Raw genomic sequence first — 4055 nt, forward strand, 5'->3', positions numbered from 1 at the left:
GGACGGAGCTGGGCCGGGGTGGCGCCCTACCGGCGCGGCAGCGCCTTCGTCGCGCGGGGGGGCCGATGAGCCCGCCGCACACGGTCATAGACTGGGAGCGCGGTGCCCGGACCGGCGTCCCCGAGGTCGTCTTCGCCCAGTCCAAGACGGTCGAACAGCTGCGCGCCATCGTCGAGGCGCATCACGAGCGCGGCCGCGCCCTGCTCATGACCCGGCTGACCGCGCCGCAGATCGCGGCGCTCGCGGATCTGCCACTCGACATCGACCCGCTGGCGCGCACCGCCACGCTTGCCGCGCCCGAAGTGCCGTCGGGCGCGCCGAGGCTCGGGATCGTGACGGCGGGCACCTCCGATCTTCCCGTCGCGCGCGAGGCGCTGCATGCGGCGCGCTTTCTGGGTCTCGACGCGGTGCTCTACGAGGATCTCGGCGTGGCCGGCCTGTGGCGGCTTCAAGACCGGCTCGACGAGATCGCCGGCTTTCCCCTGCTGATCGCCGTGGCGGGGATGGAGGCGGCGCTGTTCTCCGTGCTGGCCGGGCTGGTGCGCGCGCCGGTCATCGCGGTGCCGACCTCGGTCGGTTACGGCGTCTCCGAGGGGGGCAAGGCGGCCTTGTCCTCTGCGCTCGCGAGCTGCGCGCCGGGCATCGTCACGGTCAACATCGACAACGGCTTCGGCGCCGCCGCCGCCGCCCGCAAGTTCCTGCCCGCCCCGGGGTAGCCCCAGCCCGCCCCGAACCTGGACCCGCCTTGTCGCACGCGCATCCGGCGCCTCAGCTCTGCGCCTCGGTCCCGGCGCCGTCGTGCAGGGTCGACATCGGGCAACGCAGCTCCCAGACGACCCCGTCCGGGGCGTAGCTCAGGCTGACCTCGCCCGACATCGAGGAGGCGGTCAGCTGGTCGAGGATCATGGAGCCGAAGCCGCTCCTCTGCGGCGGGGTGACCGGCGGCCCGCCGGTTTCGCGCCAGCTCATCCGGAAGCCGTCCTCCCCGGTGGTCCAGGAGATATCGACATGGCCGCCCTGGTTGCTCAGGCTGCCGTATTTCGCGGCATTGGTCGCCAGCTCGTGCAGCGCCATGCCGAGCGCCTGCGCCGCGGCGGGCGGCACCATGACCGGCGGGCCGGACAGGCGCACGCGCGGGCCGGCCGTTCCGAAATGCCCCAGCTGCGCCCTGACCAGCTCGGCCAGATCGACGCGCTGCCATTCGTTGTTGACCAGAATGTCCTGGTTCGCCGCAAGCGCGCGCAGACGCTCGCCGAAGGTCTTGATGAAGTCCTGCGGCGAATGGGTCGCGGTCTGGCGGGCGATCACCTGGACGACCGACAAGAGGTTCTTGCTGCGATGGTTGACCTCGCGCATGAGCATGTGCCGCACCGTCTCGGAGCGCTTGCGCTCGGTGATGTTCTGGATGACCTTAATCAGGTAGTCGATCCGGCCATCGGGGCGGCGCACGCAGCTGACCGTGGTGTGGCCCCAGACGGTCTGCCCGTCCTTGCGCAGATAGCGCTTCTCCAGATCGTAATCATCGGCCTGCCCGCTCGCCAGCTGCGCCCAGGCCGCCTTGCCCTTCGCCAGGTCGTCGGGGTGGGTGAACACCTCGAGCGGATGCCCCTCCATCTCCTCCGCCGTCCGGCCGAGCATCTGCGCCAGGCTGTCGTTGACCTGCACCAGCGCCCCGTCCCCGCCGACGATGCCGATGCCGACGCCCGCGTTCTCGAAGGTCGCCTTGAAGCGCTGCTCGGCCGCCTCGATGGCGCGGGTGCGCTCGGCCACCCGCGCTTCCAGATCGTCGTTGATGCGCGACAGTTCGGACAGCGCCTGCCGCTGCTGCCGGATGATGGCGGCCACGATCAAACCGGTCGAGGCGCCGACTAGGACCAGCGCCTGCAGCTTCATGTGCAAAAGCGCGATCTCGGCGGGCGAGAGCGGCACGCGATGGAAATTCTGCGCATGCACGCCGATGGCGAGCGTCAGCACCAGAACGGCAAGGGCCGCGCCCCGGAACTCGAAGCGCAGCGCGGCCCAGAGGATCGGCACGGGCAGCAGGAAGGCGAAGGTGGCCCCGGCCGAGAGCACCCACAGGCTCAGCCCCGTCAGGACGACCGCGATGGCGCCCCCTTCGAGCGCCTGCGCCGGGCTTGGCCAGGCCCTTTCCCGCCAGGCGTTGGCGGCGGAAATGATTAGCGGCGTGGCGATCAGGATGCCGGTCGCATCTCCCAGCCACCAGACGGGCCAGGTTGTGGTAAAGGGGTTCTTCCCGGCGGCCATCTCGACCGCGCTGCCCAATGTCGCGCTGATGACCGGCGCGGCCAGCACGCCGATGCCGAGAAAGGCCAGCACCTGCCGCAGGCTGACGAAACGGCGCATCGGCGCCTTCGTCAGCGCACGAAGCACCCAGGCGGCCGCGACGACCGCCGCCGCGTTGGCCACGACATATCCCAGCGCCCAGACCAGCGGGTTGTGATACCACAGCGCATTGCCGGTCAACTCGCCCAGGGCGCCCAGCCCGACCCACCAGCCCCAGCTTTTCCGCGGCTGGGTCAGAAGCATCGCGAGGATGACGCCGTTGGGCGGCCAGACGGCGATCGGAACCTCCGGGATCACCACCATCCAGCGGCCGAAGGCGACGGCGGCCAGGTAGGCGACATAGACGGCGATCAGCTGCGCGCCGCCGGGCCGCGAGGCGCCGCCCCGTTCCGCATGCGATGCCCCGCCGTAATCTGCCCGTGGCTCTTGGGTCTCGGCGGCGGAGGTCATGCGATCTGGTGTCCCGGTCAAATTTGCTGTCTTGCAAGACCCGGCATCTGCGACCCCTTTCGAAGCATGACCGAAAAGGACCCTGCGTCACCCGGAGAATGATTTGTCCGCGTCATCCTTCTTCCATAAGTGCGCTCGATCAGGAATGGAACACGCGCCGCGCCGCCGAGCGATCTTTCTCGTGCCCCCGCGGGGCCGCGCCCGGTGCCCGAAATCAATACTCTCGTCATCTCGTCTCGCTCGTTGCCTGCTCCCGGCGCGCGGGGTCCGGGCGCCGGGAAATCGGGGACAAGGTCGTCGCGGGCGCTGGTGCCGCGGGTGAAGATCTCCTGTCGATCAGCCCCTCCTCGTACCGGCGGGCGATATGGGACAGGCCGATGCGGTGGTTTTCCTGCGCATAGGGATGCGCGATCCTGCCCGCTTCGGTGACCATGACGTCATGCGGCGTGTCCGAACCGGAGGAGCGGCCGTCCCACAGGGTGACAAGGCGGGCCAGCTCCTCCCGGTCGCGCACGAAAAAGGGCCCCTCGTTCTTCTTTCCGTTGCCGTTGGGGTCGTCGTCGCGGAACGCGACCAGCATGTCATAGAGCTCATCGACCCTATCGGGCCGCCCCGGCCCCAGCGCGTCGAGCCAGTCCTGCCGCACGAACCAGGCGCGGCCGTATTTGCCGTCGGGCAGGTAGGGGATGTAGTACATGTCGCCGTCATAGGCGGGGATCGAGGTGCAGATCACCGCCGGCTGCCCCGCTCCTCAGCGGCCCATCCAGCCGCCGTCGACCACCATGACGTGCCCGTGCATGTAGGCCGAGGCCTCCGAGGCGAGGAACACCACCGGCCCGCCGAAATCCTCGGCCCGGCCCCAGCGGCCCGCCGGGATGCGCGACAGGATCGCTGCCGATCGTTCGGGATCCTCACGCAGCGCCTCGGTGTTGTCGGTGTCGATATAGCCCGGCGCGATGGCGTTGACGTTGACGCCCCGGCCAGCCCATTCATTGGCAAAGGCCATGGTGAGCTGCGCGATCCCGCCCTTGGAGGCGGCATAGCCCGGCACGGTCACGCCGCCCTGAAAGCTCAGGAGCGAGGCGGTGAAGATGATCTTGCCCGCGCCCCGTTCGACCATGCCGCGCCCGATCTCGCGGGTCAGCACGAACTGCGCCGAGAGATTGACCTCGATCACCTCGTCCCAGATCTCGTCGCCATGCTCGACGGCCGGCGCGCGCCGGATCGTGCCCGCGTTGTTGACGAGGATGTCGATCGGCGGCGCGTCGGCCTCGACGCGCGCCGCCAGCGCGCGCACCGCC

The 4055-nt window shown here is 69.9% G+C and carries 4 protein-coding genes; 1 reads left to right on the forward strand and 3 read right to left on the reverse strand.

Going from position 1 to position 4055, the window contains the following annotated elements:
• Window positions 1-716: nickel pincer cofactor biosynthesis protein LarB (larB, locus tag NHG85_RS07860; protein ID WP_253331340.1), on the forward strand; the 716-nt coding region annotated here is incomplete at its 5' end.
• Window positions 717-768: 52 nt separating this feature from the next.
• Here larB and NHG85_RS07865 read toward each other — a convergent pair.
• The 3 genes from NHG85_RS07865 to NHG85_RS07875 form a co-directional block, all read right to left on the reverse strand.
• Window positions 769-2754: an MASE1 domain-containing protein gene (locus tag NHG85_RS07865; protein ID WP_253331341.1), complete on the reverse strand. Its 1986-nt coding sequence runs from the start codon at window positions 2752-2754 to the stop codon at window positions 769-771.
• Between the two features lie 226 nt (window positions 2755-2980).
• On the reverse strand, window positions 2981-3487 hold the full coding sequence (locus NHG85_RS07870; RefSeq protein ID WP_253331342.1) for a type 2 periplasmic-binding domain-containing protein: 507 nt from the start codon (window positions 3485-3487) through the stop codon (window positions 2981-2983).
• 18 nt (window positions 3488-3505) lie between these two features.
• A partial coding sequence (locus tag NHG85_RS07875) for an SDR family oxidoreductase (protein WP_253331343.1) occupies window positions 3506-4055 on the reverse strand: 550 nt, incomplete at its 5' end.

The organism is Limimaricola litoreus (assembly GCF_024159025.1).
GTDB classification, from domain to species: Bacteria; Pseudomonadota; Alphaproteobacteria; order Rhodobacterales; family Rhodobacteraceae; genus Limimaricola; species Limimaricola litoreus.